Source organism: Bifidobacterium sp. 2450, assembly GCF_041900695.1.
Classification (GTDB): domain Bacteria; phylum Actinomycetota; class Actinomycetes; order Actinomycetales; family Bifidobacteriaceae; genus Bifidobacterium; species Bifidobacterium longum.
In genome coordinates, this window is record NZ_JBHEEA010000018.1 from 13,053 (window position 1) to 29,285 (window position 16,233).

The 16,233-nt window shown below is 60.6% G+C and carries 12 protein-coding genes; 11 read left to right on the top strand and 1 reads right to left on the bottom strand.

Translation table 11 applies throughout. The features are described from left to right. Positions 1 to 165: 165 nt before the first annotated feature. From ACEUKI_RS09225 to ACEUKI_RS09275, 11 genes are all read left to right on the top strand, one after another. Positions 166 to 828 (top strand): NUDIX hydrolase family protein, encoded by a 663-nt coding sequence (locus tag ACEUKI_RS09225; RefSeq protein ID WP_374156777.1) that lies wholly within the window; start codon positions 166 to 168, stop codon positions 826 to 828. Between the two features lie 49 nt (positions 829 to 877). Continuing rightward, the gene (locus tag ACEUKI_RS09230) at positions 878 to 1,735 is read left to right on the top strand and encodes an alpha/beta fold hydrolase (protein WP_374156778.1); all 858 of its coding nucleotides are present in this window, start codon (positions 878 to 880) and stop codon (positions 1,733 to 1,735) included. Between the two features lie 9 nt (positions 1,736 to 1,744). Next, on the top strand, positions 1,745 to 3,037 hold the full coding sequence (nudC, locus tag ACEUKI_RS09235; protein ID WP_374156779.1) for an NAD(+) diphosphatase: 1,293 nt from the start codon (positions 1,745 to 1,747) through the stop codon (positions 3,035 to 3,037). A gap of 25 nt (positions 3,038 to 3,062) precedes the next feature. After that, positions 3,063 to 3,476: a glycine cleavage system protein GcvH gene (gene gcvH / locus ACEUKI_RS09240; RefSeq protein WP_007051338.1), complete on the top strand. Its 414-nt coding sequence runs from the start codon at positions 3,063 to 3,065 to the stop codon at positions 3,474 to 3,476. Between the two features lie 117 nt (positions 3,477 to 3,593). Beyond that, on the top strand, positions 3,594 to 4,925 hold the full coding sequence (locus tag ACEUKI_RS09245) for an App1 family protein (protein WP_374156780.1): 1,332 nt from the start codon (positions 3,594 to 3,596) through the stop codon (positions 4,923 to 4,925). A gap of 60 nt (positions 4,926 to 4,985) precedes the next feature. Continuing rightward, positions 4,986 to 7,502, top strand: a complete 2,517-nt coding sequence (locus ACEUKI_RS09250; RefSeq protein ID WP_374156781.1) for a S9 family peptidase — start codon at positions 4,986 to 4,988, stop codon at positions 7,500 to 7,502. A 64-nt stretch (positions 7,503 to 7,566) separates the two neighbouring features. After that, complete coding sequence (locus ACEUKI_RS09255) at positions 7,567 to 8,598, top strand: 3-isopropylmalate dehydrogenase (RefSeq protein WP_374156782.1); 1,032 nt, start codon at positions 7,567 to 7,569, stop codon at positions 8,596 to 8,598. A 56-nt stretch (positions 8,599 to 8,654) separates the two neighbouring features. Next, a complete protein-coding gene (locus tag ACEUKI_RS09260; RefSeq protein WP_374156783.1) occupies positions 8,655 to 9,740 on the top strand; it encodes a biotin/lipoate A/B protein ligase family protein in 1,086 nt (361 codons plus the stop codon). Positions 9,741 to 9,978: 238 nt separating this feature from the next. Further along, complete coding sequence (locus tag ACEUKI_RS09265; protein ID WP_010080827.1) at positions 9,979 to 10,698, top strand: Crp/Fnr family transcriptional regulator; 720 nt, start codon at positions 9,979 to 9,981, stop codon at positions 10,696 to 10,698. A 103-nt stretch (positions 10,699 to 10,801) separates the two neighbouring features. Next, entirely contained in the window at positions 10,802 to 13,105 is a 2,304-nt protein-coding gene (locus tag ACEUKI_RS09270; RefSeq protein ID WP_374156784.1) for a transglycosylase domain-containing protein, read from the top strand. Between the two features lie 221 nt (positions 13,106 to 13,326). After that, positions 13,327 to 14,700, top strand: a complete 1,374-nt coding sequence (locus tag ACEUKI_RS09275; protein WP_374156785.1) for an NADH:flavin oxidoreductase/NADH oxidase — start codon at positions 13,327 to 13,329, stop codon at positions 14,698 to 14,700. A 167-nt stretch (positions 14,701 to 14,867) separates the two neighbouring features. Here the strand turns inward: ACEUKI_RS09275 and ACEUKI_RS09280 are convergent, their stop codons facing one another. Continuing rightward, positions 14,868 to 16,019 (bottom strand): quinone-dependent dihydroorotate dehydrogenase, encoded by a 1,152-nt coding sequence (locus tag ACEUKI_RS09280; protein ID WP_080785337.1) that lies wholly within the window; start codon positions 16,017 to 16,019, stop codon positions 14,868 to 14,870. Between the last annotated feature and the right edge of the window lie 214 nt (positions 16,020 to 16,233).

Here is a 16,233-nt window from a genome sequence, read left to right on the forward strand (position 1 = left end):
AAGTTCCTTCCTCAAACACAGTGCTTGATGCTATGTACCAGCTTCCCAGCATCACCCAACATTTCGGCAAAAGTTTGTGCCCCAAGCTGAATGGATTGTGGGCGCATGGAGGCGATGAGGCGCTTTGCTGAGAATTCACAGACAATTTTTCGGTGAATTGTGCCCATGTTCATCAATGCGCGCGATAATGAGACCATGCCAGTCATGAATGATGAAGTGCCCGACGAGGGCGATTATGATGCCGGCCGTGGCCGCGGCGAATTCGACAACATCACGCCCGAGGACTTCATTCACGGAGGCGGTTCGGGCCACGGCAACCCGCCGGGCTGGCTGGGACCGGCCGACATCAACCGGGCGCGCCATCAGATGCCCATCGCGTACGTGGAGATCGTGCCCGTGCGCACCGATGAGATGGGCCGCATCTCCCAGGTGGGCTCACTGCTGCGCGTATCCGAGGACGGGTCGATCGAGCGTACGCTGATTACCGGCCGCGTGCTGTATCACGAAACGTTGCGCGAGGCCATCGCCCGCAATGTGGCCAAGGACTTGGGCGATATCGCCTTGCCGCTGCTGCCGGTCGGGCTCCAGCCGTTCACCGTAGCCGAATTCTTCCCCACGCCGGGACTAAGCGAATACTACGATCCGCGCCAGCACGCCATCGCACTGTGCTACGTGGTGCCTATCGCCGGCGACTGCAAGCCGCAGGACGAGACGCTGGATGTGGAATGGGTGGATCCCAAGAGCGACGTAATGAACACGTTCGTGGCGCAGATGGTCAACGGTCATGGTCGCATCGTGCGGCAGGCGTTGGCCTGGGCCGGAATCTGACAGTTGTTCTGCTTCCCGCTGGTGGGACGTGAATGTGAAGGAGTAATTCATGGCAATCGAATTGGCCAATCATATCTATCGCGACGGCGAAGGCGTGCCGGTGGTGCTGATGAACGCCTACCCGGTGGACCACCGCATGTGGGACGTGTGCGCGAAGGCGCTCGCCGATTTCGCCGATCTGAACGATGTGCCGGACTTCCCGATTTGGGCGCCGGATATGGCCGGCTCTGGCACCTCCCCGGTGCCGAGCGAGGCCGATTCTGGCCCCCGCATGGCGAACGGCGCGTACAGCGAGGCGCTGGATCGCCTGGCCGGAGCCTACGTGGACCTGATCAAGGCCGCCGGCTATGAGCAGGCGATTTGGGTCGGGCTGTCGATGGGCGGCTACGTGGCGATGGACATCCAGCGCCTGTACCCCGAAACGGTGGCCGGACTGGCCTTGTGCGACACGATGGCCGCGTCTGACGGCGTGGGCGGAGAGAACCGACTGAAGATGGCGGACGCCGCCGGACAGACGAACTCGGTCGAACCGGTCATGCACTTCGCGCAGCCGGCCGATGGCGATTCCACCGTCAAAAAGACTCCTGAATTCATCGCGACCATGACCGGCTGGATCAACGAACAGAACCCGGCTGGTCTGGCCTGGCGTCAGCGCATGACCTACGGACGGCCCGAACTGGGGGCGGTGCCGGAAACGATCAGCGCACCGAGCCTGGTGGTATCCGGCGAACTGGACCCCTCCAGCAATCCGAGTGTGATGCGTCCGCTCGCCGAACGAATCACCGGCGCCGAATTCATCGATATTCCGGACTGCGGCCATTTCAGTGCCGTCGAACATCCGGATACCGTGGCGCGAGCACTGCTCTCGCTCGTCAAGCGCGTGCAGAACGCGCAGAAGAACGCATAGGAGACTTCGATGACCGCTGACATTCATTTCTCGCCTCTGGCGCTGACCCATGCGTTGCCGTTCCTGCCGCTCGCACAAGGTGACATCGACTATCAGGTGGACCGGCGAAGCGAACCCGGCCTGATCGACGAGCTGCTGGCCGAGCCGACCACCAAAGTCGTGCTTACGCGCGGCGGACTTGTCGCCGTACCGCGCGGCCAAGGCGAGCTCGTGGACTATGAGAACGTGAAAATGCGGCTCGCCACGTTGCTGGGCGCCTATGTGTCCGCCGAACTGGCACGCTACCCCGAAGCGGTCGCCATGTTCCTCGGCTCCTATGTCGGGGCGCGCGGCGAATCCGTGGTCGCCGTGGATATCACGCGCGTGCCGGAAGCCGGCGTTCCCGGTGTTGGCGGGATTGCTGGTGTTTCCGGTGCTGCCGGCGGCGTGCTCGGCACCCAGGATTCCGGCACTGTGGACGGCGCGCTGGGCAAGAACGGCATCAGCGGAGGTGCTGCCGCCGGAATACGGCAGCCGGGAAACACCAAGGGCAATGGCGGCGTAGCCGCAGCCAAGATTTCCGGGTCGCTCGGTGTACCGGATTCGGCCGGGCAAGGTGCGGACGATGCCTTCGATGATTCGGTCGGCGCGCCCGTACAGCCCTTGGCCCCGAAGCCCACGCTGCTGCAACAGGCCGTGACCCGGTTCGACTGGGTGGACCTGCGCGGATTCGCCCCTCACGCCAACGCGCGCGAGGCCGGGCAAGCCACCAGTGCCATCACCTTAAGCATCTGGCACAGCCGCCAGCGGTTCTGCCCCACCTGTGGCGCGGCGGTCCGGCCGGCGCTCGCCGGATGGGCGCAGCGATGCACCAACGAGGCGGACGGCAACCGTGTGCTGTTCCCACGCGTGGAGCCGGCGGTCATCACCGCCATCGTGGACGGGCACGACCGTCTGCTGCTGCAACACAACGCGGCATGGAAGGATTCGAGGCTGTATTCGGTGTCCGCCGGATTCGTGGAGGCGGGGGAGAACCTTGAACACGCCTGCCGCCGCGAAGCCATGGAAGAGACCGGCATCAAGCTCGGCGAGGTACGGTACCTGGGCTCGCAGCCGTGGCCGTTCCCGGCTTCGCTGATGATGGCGTTCAAGGCACATGCGATCACCACCGACGTGCGTGTGGACGGCGAGGAGACCATGACCGCGCGATGGGTCACACGCGACGAATACACGGCCGAGCTCATCGCCGGCCGTATGGCGGCGCCGGGCCGCGCCACCATCGCCCGCTACATGATTGAGGAATGGCTCGGTCGCGAGCTGTGACGGACCGCGAAGATAGGTTAGACTTATGACTATGAGTGATGACAACGAAAACGAACAGCCGTTGAACCTCGACATTCCCGACCATCTCGAATACTCCGAGGAGCATGCGTGGGTGGACCGTTCGGTTGACCCCGCAATCATCGGCATCACCGAATACGCCGCCGACCAGCTTGGCGAACTTGTGTTCGTGGATCTGCCTGAGCCTGGCGCCCGTGTGGAGGCCGGCGACGAGATCGTGGAGCTTGAATCCTCCAAGGCCGTCCAGCCGCTGATCAGCCCCGTGGCGGGTACGGTCAAGTATGTGAACCGTGACGTGGCGGACGACCCGTCCGTGGTCAATGGAGATCCGTACGGCGAAGGCTGGCTGCTGAAGGTCGAGCTTGACGACGATGAGCCGGAGCTGCTGAGCGCCGACGAATACGCGAAGGTCGTGCGGTAGTTCTACCCGTGGCTCCCCTCAGAGAGGGGAGCCAGTATGTGGCATCAAACCTATATGCACCGTGCCTCTTATGGAGGGGAGCCAAGAAAATGAGGCGTATGGCCTATATTGGTGTCTATGAGAAGCCCACGCGAGGATTTTGAGGCGGCAGGCAAGCGACTGCCTTGGGATGCTGCTGCTCGCAATGCAGTGCTGTCCGCCACCGCGCCAGTCTCTGACGTCAAGGCATCCGCCAATGGCGCCGACAATGTCAGCAATGCTGAACATTCCGATGACATGCCCACCGTGCCGATTCCCGCACGCAAGGCTGCCACGACGTTCGACACCCCCTCCAAGCGTGAGCGCATCGAGGTCAAGCCTCCGATCACCCGATTCATACGTCGTGCCGTCACCCGCGTGTTCGGCGTATGGTCACGCGTCTCCACTCAGGTGGTGCGCCAATGGGGGTGGTATCCGCGAGTGGAACCCTATGTAGGTTATGGCACCGGTGATTACTCGCGTCTGATCTGCCGCACGGTATACGCCCCCAAGCACGCGCAATCCGGCGAACTGATCCGCGGCATCCGCGGCATGCTCGCCGTATCCGCGCCGCGCACCCACGTGCAGGCCAGCATTGATGACACGCCGCTCAACACCGTGCAGATCGGCGTCTCCGAGGTCTATGACAAGGTGGACCGCACGCGCGATCTCGGCAGCGAATACGCCATCTCCGATTCCGCCGGATACCTCGACCTCGTGGCCGAGCATCGTCTGGTGCCCGGCATCCATCGCGTCTCCTACAGCGTGGTCAACCGCAAACCCGTGAGCGCCAACCTGTACACCATCCCCGCCAGTGCCAAAGTCGGCATCATCTCCGATGTGGACGACACCATCATGATCACGCAGGCCCCGGTGCCATGGAAGGCCGCGTACAACCTGCTGTTCCTCGACCCCAAGAAGAAAGCCTCCGTGCCGGGCATGAGCGTGCTGTTCACCCGCATCGCCGACTTGTTCCCCGGCGCACCGTTCTTCTATCTTTCGACATCGCCCTGGAATGTGGAGAGTTCGATTCGCAACTTCATCACTGACCATGGTTTTCCCGAAGGCCCGCTGCTGCTGCGCGACCTCGACCCGAGGCCCAAGACCTTCGTACCCACCGGCCCCCAGCACAAACTTGAGTTTGCCGAACAACTTATGGCCGACTTCCCAGACATGAAGTTCATTCTGGTGGGCGATGACGGGCAGAAAGACCCGACCACGTACGCCACCATCGCCCGCAGATATCCCGGACGTGTACTGGCGATCGTCATTCGTGAGTTGAGCCCGCGCGAATCAACCGGATTGGCGTCGGTGACGGGGCTCACCTCGACCCAGCCGACTCCGGTAACCGATGTGCCAGTGTTCACCGGCACCACCGGCTCGAACATTCTGAAGACCATGCTGCCGTATCTGAAGACGGTGTTGCGATAGGCGCGGCGTAATGAACACTGAATGCGTCCCGGTGCGGTGCCTCGCCTATAATCGCGTGGTATGACTGACGAGAGCATAAACGCCGCGGCCGCGATGCCGCCTTACGCCAAGCGCGAGCCGAAGCGCCGCGAATTCCACGGTGACGTTTTCGAAGACGATTACGAGTGGATGCGAGACAAAGACTCCAATGATGTGCGCAGCTACGTAGCTGCCGAAAACCAGTACTGCGAGCGTCGCATGGCGCATCTGGCGGATTTCCGGCATACGTTGTTTGAAGAGCTGAAATCGCATGTGGAAGAGACCGATATGTCGGTTCCCACGCGCGTCAATGATTACTGGTACTTCACCCGCACGCAGCAGGGCAAACAGTATGGCGTGCAATGCCGCATCCCCGTGCGCGATGCCGATGACTGGGGCCCGCCGGTCGTGGATCCGCAAGGCGCGCCCGGCTCCATGCCCGGCGAACAGGTCGTTTTTGATGCGAACAAGGAATCCGAGGGGCATGACTTCTTCCGGCTCGGTGGCCTGGATCTGAGCAAGGACGGCCGTTGGATGCTGTACGGCGTGGATGTTGCGGGAGACGAACGATATGATTTCCGCATTCGCGACCTTGCCGGGCTGGAGACCGGGGAGCCGGTCAGCGAACTGCCCGAACAGTTCACCGGCATTGGCAGCGCATGCTTCACGCCGGACGGCCAATGGGTGTTCTGGGTGGAATTGGACGATTCCTGGCGGCCGCTCGCTGTGTGGCGGCATCGTGTTGGCACGGCGGTCGAATCGGATGTGTGCGTGTACCGAGAAACCGATGAACGGTTCTGGGTGGGCGTTGGCATCAGTTTTGATGAGCGCAATATCGTGATCGGCACCGGTTCCAAAACCACCACCGAAGTGCTGATGCTGCCGGTGGCCACGCCTGAAGGCGAATTCCAAGCTTTCATTCCGCGCCAGAACGATATTGAATATGATGTGAGCTTTGCCTGTTTTGAAGGCGCGGGGGAGAACGGTGCGGATGTGCCACTCGCCGTGGTCTACCACAACGCCGCCAATCCGAATTTCGAAATCGACGTCATTGACATGCGTGGCCATGAGCCGCCGTACCGACTCGGCGAAGGCGTGTGCATTGCCGCCGGGTCGCCGTACGGCTGTGAACATGGTGAGCCGGATAAGTCGATTACCGAGGCATACTTCAACGTCGCCAATCCGGCGATATTGCAGGGTGCCCACGGTCTGGGCATCGAAGGCATCGCGTTGCATCGCAACTTTGTGTCCCTGAGCTACCGTGCCGACGGCCAGCCGCACGTGGCATACATGACCAAGAGCGCGGCTGCCGCCGACTTCCTGGCCGGACGGCCGTGGCGGTTTACGGAATTGCTGCCGCCTGCCCTGGAGGATGACTGGGACATGGTTGCCGCCGATCGCGAAGACTTCACCGGCGATCATGGCGAAATCTTGTGGGCCGAAGATGAGGCCCCCACGGATCACACGTCATCTTCCGATGGTGCCAGCGACGACCAACTGCCCGGTGAGACCCGGCGCTTGTACACCATCGGCGTCGGCGGCAACCCCTCGTATGAGGCGCCGCGCATGCGCTACTCGTTCGCCAGCTACACCCGCCCGGGCGAGCTGCACGAAATCGATCCCGCCACCGGTGAAGATGCGCTGCTGAAGCGAGCCACCGTGTTGGGCAACTTCAATCCACGCGATTACATGGAACGCCGTGTGTGGATTACCGCGCGCGACGGCGAACGCATTCCTGTTTCCCTTGTCTGGCACCGCGATTGCCCGGCGCAGGATTCGCCGATGTTCATTACCGGATATGGTGCATACGGGATTTCCTCCGATCCGGGGTTCTCGGTCTCTCGTCTGAGCATGTTGGATCGCGGTGTGCTGTACGCCGTGCCGCATATTCGTGGCGGCGGCGAAATGGGACGCGCCTGGTATGAACAGGGGCGCAGACTGAACAAGAAGCATTCCTTTGAGGACTTCGTGGACGCCACACGCGCGCTGCAGAAGGCGCATTTGGCTGATGCTTGGCGCACTGTGGCCAACGGCGGATCCGCTGGCGGCCTGCTGATGGGCGCGATTGCCAATATGGCGCCCGAATGCTACGCCGGTGTTGAGGCGGATGTGCCGTTCGTGGACGCGTTGACCTCCATTCTTGACCCGGACTTGCCGTTGACCGTCACCGAATGGGACGAATGGGGAGACCCGTTGCATGACCCTGAGGTGTATCAGTACATGAAGTCGTACACGCCATACGAGAATGTGCCGGTCGCCGTGCTCGAGGGCGGCAACGACGAGGCTGCCGGTGACGGCAGTGCTGATGGGGCTGCCACCGGCGCGGTCGCCGCCGCGCAATTCCCGAGAATCTTCATTACCACTTCGATGAACGACACCCGCGTGCTGTACGTCGAGCCGCTCAAATGGCTGGCCCGGCTGCAGTCCGCCGGCGTGGACGCGGTGGCCAAGATTGAGGTCGAGGCCGGTCACGGCGGTCTATCCGGGCGTTACAAGCAATGGGAAGAGGTTTCCTATGAGAACGCTTGGTGCATGGATGTGATGGGACTCGCTCATTAGGCCATGTCCACTAGCTGAGCGGGTTCGGGCCGGCAGGTGATAGCGCGAGTAGGCTCCTTGAACTATGGCAAAGACATATAAAATCGCCGTTATTCCCGGCGACGGTATTGGCAAGGAAGTCACTCCGTGGGCTCAGAAGGCTTTGGAAAAGGCCGCTGAAGGCGTAGCTGACTTCGAGTACGAGAACTTCGACTTGGGTGCCGAGCGTTATCTGCGCGATGGTGCGATCCTGCCCGAGGACGAAGAGGAGCGCATCAAGGCCAACGACGCGATTCTGCTCGGTGCCGTGGGCGATCCACGCATCAAGGCCGGCATTCTGGAACGCGGGCTGCTGCTGAAGCTGCGCTTCGACCTCGACCAGTACGTGAACCTGCGCCCCTCCAAGCTGTACAAGGGCGTCACCTCGCCGCTCGCCAACCCCGGCGACATCGACTTCGTGGTGGTGCGTGAAGGCACCGAAGGTCTGTACTGCGGTGCCGGCGGCGCGGTGCGCCGCAACACCCCGCAGGAGGTGGCCACCGAGGTGTCCATCAACACCGCATACGGTGTGGAGCGTGTGGTGCGTTACGCCTTCAAGCTCGCTATGAAGCGCAAGAAGCACGTCACCCTGGTGCACAAGAAGAACGTGCTCGTCAACGCCGGTGATATGTGGCAGCGCATCGTCGACAAGGTCGGCGAGGAATACCCTGAGGTCACCCACGACTACCAGCACATCGATGCGGCCACCATCTTCCTGGTTTCCGACCCGAGCCGTTTCGATGTGATTCTCACCGACAATCTCTTTGGCGACATTCTGACCGATGAGGCCGGCTCCGTGGTGGGCGGCGTGGGCTACTCCGCCTCCGGCTGCATCAACGCCTCCGACGAGTTCCCGTCCATGTTCGAGCCGATTCACGGTTCCGCTCCGGACATCGCCGGTCAGAACAAGGCCAACCCGACCGCCGCCATCCTTTCCGCCGCCATGCTGCTCGAGCATCTCGGCTTTGATGATGCGGCCAAGAAGATCCATACCGCCGCCGAAGCGGACATCGAGGAGCTCGGCTCCACCGTGCGCTCCACCGACCAGGTCGGCAAGGACATTCTGGCCCGCATGTGACCTCAAACTTGGCTCCCCTCCAGAGGGGAGCCAGAAAACTCTCTATACTGAGTTGCATGCAAATGCGACATGGGGAATGCAAAACCGTTGGCAGCAAACTAGTCGCCGTGACCGTATCCGTCGATGGTGACGGCACCGCACAGTCATGCCATATCAGCGGTGATTTCTTTATTGAATCAGTTTCGGATGCCGAATCTCATGCTTTGTTGCATGACCTGGAACAAGCTCTAATTAGCGATGATTCATTGCGGTCCGTATTGGACGCTCATCCTAGTTGCCAAATTATCGGCACAGATGAAATTGCCATCAAAACCGCATACAGCCGAGCCGTAAGCAGCAACTTGCCCCCGCTAGCGGGGGCTCCCGCGCAGCGGGTGGGGGTGGTCAGCCCCGATGCGCCGAACATCCCAGCATCCATCAATACACAAACCAAGCAGCCCGACAAAAGCTCTGAATACCGGGAGCGCTGGAACGCCCTCAAGCCTCAACTCACCGTGATCCACGACCATCCGCGTACTCCGGACGAGCAAATGGCCATTGACGAGACCTGGGCGCGTGAAGTCGCAGCAGGAACACGACATCCGACCATCCGATTATGGGAGTGGGCGGGCCCGGCTGTGGTCATCGGCCGTTTCCAATCGGCCCAGGACGAGGTGAATCTGGACATTGCCAAGCAGCTCGGCTTCGACGTGGTACGCCGTTGCACGGGTGGCGGAGCGATGTTTATCGAACCGGGCAACACCATTACCTATTCGCTGTATGCACCGTTCGATTTCGTTCAGGGCGTAAGCATCGAAGAATCCTACCAGCTCTGTGACTGGTGGCTGATCGAAGCGCTGCGCGAACTTGGCTTGGATGTGCGGTTCGCAGGCCTCAATGATATCGCCTCGCAGTACGGCAAGATCGGGGGAGCGGCGCAACGGCGCTTCCCCGTAGGCTCAGGCGGCGCGGTGCTGCACCATGTGACCATGGCATATGACATCGATGCGGCCAAGATGAGCCGTGTGCTCAACACCAGTCGCGAGAAGATGTCAGACAAAGCGGTGAAATCAGCAGTCAAACGCGTGGACCCGATGAAAAGCCAGACGGGTCTCAGCCGCGAACACATCGTCGAACGCCTTATTGACTGGTTTGCGGCGTGATTTCATCAATGGCCGTATACGATTTTGCCGGTGGCCGTGCGTGGTTTTGTCATGGGCGAGCGCGGTAACCGCGACAGTGCCGTTTTTCGCGGTAACACATTCGTCAGCATGTCGTACGGCTATCGGATCGCGCCACACATGAAGTGACGAATGATGGCATGCTTCTGACGAAACCTGTGGGGCGCGTTACAATATGACGGATGGCCGACGACGGTCGTAGGACAATAAGGATGGTGCGATGAGCTTGGAAACGCCAAACGCTTTTGCTGACGAGGAGAACATCCTGCTGCATACGGCATTGTTCAAGCAGGTATCGCCAGCCGAAGCCGAGGAGCTGCTGCCGCATTTGAAGCGTGCGACCTTCGATAAGGGCGACTATATCTTCTCCGAAGGCGATACCGATCAGCGCATGTATCTACTGGAGCAGGGGCGCGTCAAGCTGATTCGCACTTCTTCCGATGACCGCGTGCAGCTGCTGTCCATCCACGCGCCGGGCGAAGTGCTTGGCGAGATTCCGGTATTCGACCCTCATGGTGGCCCGCGCACCGCGTCCGCGGTGTCCATGAGCCATGGCACGCGCGTGGTCTGGCTGGAGCATGATGCCCTGTTCGCATGGCTTGATGAACATCCGCGTGTGGCCATCGACATGTTGCAGGTCATGGCCAACCGCCAGCGCGGCAACAACGAACGCATCTCCGACTTGGTATTCATGGATGTGCCGGCGCGTCTGGCTAAGACATTGCTCAACTTGGGCTCACGTTTCGGCGAGCCGGTGGAACAGGGCCTCAAAGTGCCGCATGACCTGACTCAGGAAGAGCTGGCCCAACTGGTGGGCTCCAGTCGTGAGACCGTGAACAAGGCGTTGATGGACTTTTCCAACCGCGGATGGATCGCACGTGACGGCCGATCGATCATCATCTTCCAGCCAGGTATGCTGATTCGACGCTCGCGGCGCTGACCGTTCGGCTGACTTCCAGCCAATGTTACGCTAGTGCGGTTCTTGTGATGATATGTTCACGGGAGCTGACTGTGAGCCCGGTTGGTAGGGCACCCCATTTAGAATGGGGCCCATGCCCAAAAAGAAGTCCCTCACTCTCCAACGTGTGCTTGTTCTCCTCTTGGCCTATATCATGCTTGCCGTCTGCGGTGGCGTGGTGGCCAGCGTGTTGTTTGTACCGGGTGTGGTCGGTGCCAGTAAAGCCGCCAAAGCGGTGATTCCGTCGCTCAAGGTAGAAAACGTGGACTTCGACGTGACCAGTCTGCCCCAGAAGTCGACGATGTACGCGCGAGACGGTTCCACCGTTATCGCGACGTTCTACAACCAAAACCGTATCGTCGTGCCGCTGAAGAAGATTTCCAAAACCATGCAGCAGGCAGTGGTGGCGCGCGAGGACCGTCGATTCTGGACTCACGCCGGCGTCGACGTGCAAGGCGTGATGCGTGCGTTCGTGCAGACCTACCTCGTCAAAGGCTCCCAGCAGGGTGGTTCGTCGCTGACCCAGCAGTACGTCAAGAACGTGCTGCTCATGCAGGCAATCGGGGACGACGACCCGATCGCCCAGTACCATGCCACCGAAGACACCGTCGCCCGCAAGATCCGCGAGATGCTGATCTCCGTGCAGATGGAGAAGAAGTATTCCAAGGCCGAGATTCTGCAGGGCTATCTGAACATCGCCCAGTTCGGCAACAACCTGTACGGCGTGGAGACCGCGGCCCAGCGCTACTTCAGCGTGTCCGCCGCCGACCTGAACGTGGTGCAGTCCGCCACCATCGCGGCCATCACCAAGAACCCAAACCAGTACGATCCGCTGGTCGAGGAGAACCAGAAGGAAAGCGAGAACCAGCGCAACATCGTGCTCAAGCTGATGCTGCAGGAGGGGTACATCACCCAGGACCAGTACACCGAAGCCGTGGACACGCCGCTGAAGGACACGCTGAAGGTGCAGGCCGTGAACGTCGGCTGCCAGGACACCGGCGACTACGCATACTTCTGTGATTTCGTGGTGCATCGCATCCAGAACTCCGAAGAATTCGGCAAGACTCGTGCGGAGCGTAACAAGCTGCTGCAGGAGGGTGGCCTGAAGATCGTCACCACGCTGGATGTGGAAGCGAATTCCACGATGATGGAGACCGCGCGTAATACCATTCCACCGGACGATTCCAGCGGCATGGAAATAGCCATGGCCGCAGTCAAACCGGGAACCGGCGAAGTACTGAGCTTTGGCCTGAATCGTTACTATGACGCCACTCCGGCAGCCGCGAACGATCCGACCAAGTCGGGCCAGAACTATGCCGTCGATCTGGTGGACGGCGGCGGCTCCGGTTGGACCATTGGTTCGTCTTGGAAGCCGATCAACCTGATTGCGTGGATGGAGGCGGGTCATTCGATCAACGACAACCTGCAGACCACCACGACGTACCCCACGACCGACTTCGCCTGCAACAACTACAAGGGCGGTGCCGATTCGTGGAACGTGTCGAACGCCATGGGCGCCGGCACGGTGAACCCGGAAAGCCCGTTCCTCGGTCTGGTGCGATCGCACAACACCACCCAGGCCTCCATGGGCGCCATCCTCAAACTGTGCAAGGTGGCGGACACCGCGACCGAACTGGGATACCATGACGCCGCCACGGGTGAGACCATCGACAAAACCCAGGTGTATACACCATCCATGATGATCGGCTCGGTGAATGTGTCCCCGCTGACCATGGCGAGCATCTTCGCCGTATACGCCTCGAATGGTGTGCAATGCGACCCGATTGCCATCAGCAAGGTGACCGATAAGGACGGCAACGATCTCAAGGTTCCATCCGCGAACTGCCATCAGGCGGTGGATAAGGACATCATCCAAACACTCGCTTATACCCTGAACCAAGGCACGGTGCGGCCGGATGGTGCCGGTTGGTCATTCAGATTGGCTGACGGGCGTAAGTCGTTTGGTAAGACCGGTACCAGTGAGGACCTTGCGGTGTCCGGTGGATCGTTCATTCCTAATCAGATTGCGGCGTTCGCTGTGGTCGGCGATGCACAGAACCCGTACACCAACCGTATTTCCAACATTGCCATCAACGGACGGTACAACAGCTATTGGGATGGTTCGACAATCGCAGCTCCGGCCGTTACCAACTTCTTCAATAGCTACATTTCCAAGAAGAAAATACCGATTGACAACGATTACGGCCAGCCCGTCTCGAAGTACACCACGACTGGCAAGTATCTGGGCATTGGCGGACGAACGTTCAGCGTGCCGCAGACCACTACGAATGGCAACAGCCAATCGCAGACGACCACCAATGGTCAATCCCAGTCGCAGTCTCAGTCGCAGAACACTGGGCAAGACAACACCCAAACCCAGGGGCACTAATTCAGAGCAGTTGTGAATGATGGCCAGTGATTAGTGATTGGCGTTTGACATTTGGTGATTGCAGGCCGGCTGAGTCTACGTAACATGGCCGGCTGCGATACCCAAATTACGTAGTTTGCGGGCGTTACCTGTTTCAGGTGACGCCCGTTTTACAATACTTAATGACAACGCCAGCGCGTTCATCGAATATTCGCCATGAACGCGCATCGGAAAGGGGAACGATGAGCAACGACAATCTGACGCATGAGAATTTTAATTTTCGTGGATTCGACGTGCCGGATCTCAAAGCGGTGACGCTGGCTTCGTCTTCGGACGGCGATCAGTCCAAGCAGCCGAAGACCAAGCACGATGATGCATCGAAGAACCGTAAGCACGGTAAGAAGAAGTCAAAATCCGACGCACGGTCCAAGAAGCGGGCCGGCACGGGCAAGACGAACGAATCGTTCGATGATTATGAGGATTATGAGGGAAGGGAAGCTGTGAGCAAGGCAGATAAGGAAGCCAGCAAGGACCGTCTTGGGCTGTTTGCACCAATGACGCTGCGCGAGGTGACCGTGCATAATCGTATTTGGTTGCCTCCGATGTGCACGTATTCGTCGTTCGCCCGCGACGGTAGGCCCACGCCATTCCACTACCAGCATTACGTGTCTCGCGCGTTCGGCGGATTCGGCATGGTGATCGTCGAATCCACTGCCGTGGCTCCTGAGGGGCGTATCACGCCGTGCGATCTGGGCCTGTGGGAAGACGGGCAGATTGATGCTTGGCGCTGGATCGTGGACGGTATTCGCGAGGCGGGTGCGGTGCCTGCCATCCAACTCAACCATGCGGGGCGTAAGGCTTCGACTGGTTGCTTCGCCGTTGGCTACGACGGTCAGAGTGCGCCGGAGGAGGCGGGCGGCTGGCCCACCATGGCACCGTCTGAAATCGCGTTCGACGGGCTGCGTACGCCGCGCGCGCTGTCCGTGGATGAGATTCATGGTCTGGTCGGCGCGTTCGCCTCGGCGGCGGGCCGGGCGGTGGCCGCCGGCTTTCAGGCGATTCAGATTCATGCCGCGCATGGCTATCTGATTTCTCAGTTCCTTGACCCGCTGAGCAATGAGCGTGATGACGAATATGGTGGCGATTTGACCGGTCGCTCTCGGTTCCTGGTCGAGGTTGTGGATGCCGTGCGTGGGGCCGTCCCTGAGGGCGTGCCGGTTCTGGTGCGCATTTCGGCCACGGATTGGGCCGCTGGCGGTTGGGATTTGGACCAGACCATCGCACTATCCAAGGTGCTGAAGGAGCATGGCGTCGATGTGATGGACGTGTCCACTGGCGGCATCATGTCGGGAGTGTCGATTCCGGTCAAGCCGAACTATCAGGTGCCGTTCGCCGAGCAGGTTAAGGCCAAGGCCGATATTCCGGTGACCGCGGTGGGTCTTATCACCAAGCCGAAGCAGGCGGCCAAGATTCTGGCCCATGGCGAAGCCGATGCCGTGGAAATTGGCCGCGCCGCATTGCGCGATCCGTACTGGCCGTTGCGTGCGGCCAACAAGCTGGGCATACCGTCCATAGAGGTCCCCTACGCCCCGCAATACGTGGCCGGTGCGTACTAAATCCTCATGGGGCGGTAACTTTCCCATGGGGCGGTAAAACCCTCATGGGGCGGTAACCCAAAACGGCGGTATTCTGCGGAATGTGAAATTTGGCTAACCGCCCCATGGGACAATCACCGCCCCATGAGGGTTTTACCGCCCCATGGGTAATAGGGCAATATGTGAGTTCACTCCACGTCTACGCCGACGGCGTCGGAGACGTGCTCGAATCCGTCGCGGCGCAGCAGCTGGGCCAGACCGCGCTTCAACACGGTGATCTGCTGCGGGCCTCGGTACATCAGCGAGCTGATGAACATGACCAGGCTGGAGCCGGAACGAATCTTCGCATAGGCTTGCTCGGGGGTAAAGACGCCACCGATGCCGGCGATGGCGAACCGGTCGCCATATTCTTTATACACCTTGCGAATCAGCTCGGTGCTGGCGTTGGTGCACGGGCCGCCGGACAGGCCGCCCTCCCAATCGCGCGGAATCTCGAGGCCGGTGCGGTCCTTCTGCAGATTGGCGATGGACAGCCCCTGCACATTGTGCTCGGCCAGCACATCGAGCAGCTCCTTGTACTCGCCCCACGGCTTGTTCAACGGCATCTTGACCAGCGTGGGCTGCGGGCGGTCGATCTTGTCGAGCGCCGTAAACAGACGGTCGAGCGCTTCCGGAGTCGCGGTGAACGGTTCGCCGACGTGCGTGTTCGGGCAGGAGACGTTGACCTCCACCATCGCGGTGCGGCCGGCGGCGCGGCGCATTGAAATGCAGTAATCTTCAATGCCTTCGTCCAAATCGCCGCACTGGTCGTCGTTGGTGCGGGCGATCGACACGGACAGCTGCATCTGGCGGGCCTGAGTCCAAGCCTTCTCGGCGCGCTCGATGACCTTGTCCGAACCGATGTTGGCGAGGCCGACGTGCACCATCATCGAATCGTATTCAGGCAGACGGTGGAACCACGGCTTGGCGTTGCCTGGGCAGGGACGTGAGGTGGTGGAGCCTACGGTTTCGAAGCCGAAGCCGGCATGGTCCAGCACCACGGGCATCTCGCAGTTCTTGTCGAGGCCGGCGGACAGGCCGAACGGGTTGGTGAAATCGGCGCCCATCACATTCGTTTCCAGAATGGGGTCGGTGTAGTCGAGCATCAGCTGCTCGGCGAGCAGCAGCGGCGGGACGTTCTTGACGACATGGCAGAACTCGATCATCTGATCATGTGCCTCGTCGGGGCGGTGGTTGAACACGAAGTTCGGTTTGATGATGTGCTTGTAGCCGAAGGTGAACAGATCGGTGGTGGCTTTGTTGACGGCGTCGTGCCAGAAGCTTTCAGAAACGTAAGTCATACCGCCTATTGTCTCACGCTTGGGCTGGTGCGGCTAGGCGATTCCTGCCTAGGCGAATTGTGGGGAAGGGGCTACCGCGTGTCGAGGCGCACGCAGGCGTCGGCTCGGCAGAAGATACATGAATCGGGACGCACTAGGTATCAGGTGTGACTCGCCGCTGAGCAACGCGCGCTGGAGAGTCGTCGGTCGTGAGCTATCGCGCTAGTGGTCGCTG